The sequence below is a fragment of the Rhodoferax sp. RT5P35 genome, from assembly GCF_056521385.1.
This window is the reverse complement of record NZ_JBWMAX010000394.1, coordinates 1-1,009: the sequence shown is the minus strand read 5'-3', so window position 1 is coordinate 1,009 and position 1,009 is coordinate 1. Positions and strand designations below refer to the sequence as shown.

The 1,009-nt window shown below is 62.9% G+C and carries 1 protein-coding gene; it reads left to right on the top strand.

Annotated features, from left to right (window positions below; translation table 11 throughout):
- Window positions 1-988, top strand: a 988-nt coding sequence (locus AC097L_RS26590; protein ID WP_479589683.1) for a flagellin, incomplete at its 5' end; no start/stop codon positions are given.
- Between the last annotated feature and the right edge of the window lie 21 nt (window positions 989-1,009).

Sequence of the window (1,009 nt, the reverse complement as noted above, 5' to 3'; positions counted from 1 at the left end):
AGGCGCGTTGGGCAAGGTCGGCGACATGCTGCAGCGTATGCGCGAACTGGCGGTACAGGCGGGCAACGCCACCAACAGCAAGGCCGACCGCGCCGCGCTGCAGGCCGAAGTGGGCCAGTTGACCGATGAAATCGACCGCATTGCCAAGCAAACCTCGTTCAACGGCAAAAAGATTCTGGACGGCTCCTTTGCCGGTGCGGTGTTCCAGGTGGGTGCCAACTCGGGCGATGTGGCTTCCCTGGGGGCTTTGACCAATTCCACCGCCAAGGGCCTGGCCGATGTGGCCTACGCTTATGACCAGTCGGCCAGCGCCGTGGCCGCCAGCAGCGTCACCGTGCTGACCTCTATTGCCTCCAATGTGTTGACGATTTCGGTGGCCGGTTCTGCCGCAGCCATCGATCTGGGCTCCGTCAAGGCCGCCAGCTCTGGCGAAGAACGCATGGGCCAGGTGGTGGAAGCCATCAACCGCAAATCGTCCGACACCGGTGTCACTGCCTATCTGTCGCAAAACGACGACCAGAGCTACCGCTTTGATCTGGTGTCGCAAAGGCTGGATGCCAATGGCGACCCGGCCGCGGTCACCCTGGCGGGCTTCTCGGCCACCGGCACCGGTTTTGCTGCCGCCAGTTTGGCCTCGCAGATCAGTGCCACCAATACCTCTACCGATGCCTTGGGTATCGACACGCTGAGCATCGATACCCAGCGCAATGCCTGGGTGGCGATCAAGAAGATCGATGCCGCCATCGACCAGGTGAACTCGGCCCGCGCCAACCTGGGTGCGCTGCAAAGCCGGTTTGAGAGCGCGGTGAGCAACATCAGCATCCAGGTGGAAAACCTGGCCGCCGCCAAGGGCCGCATCGTGGATGCCGACTTCGCGATGGAAACCGCCAACCTGTCACGCACCCAGATCCTGCAACAGGCTGGTACCGCCATGGTGGCCCAGGCCAACAAGCTGCCGCAGGGTGTGCTGTCGCTGCTGCAGCAGTAAACAGCCCCCCACCGCAAAAAG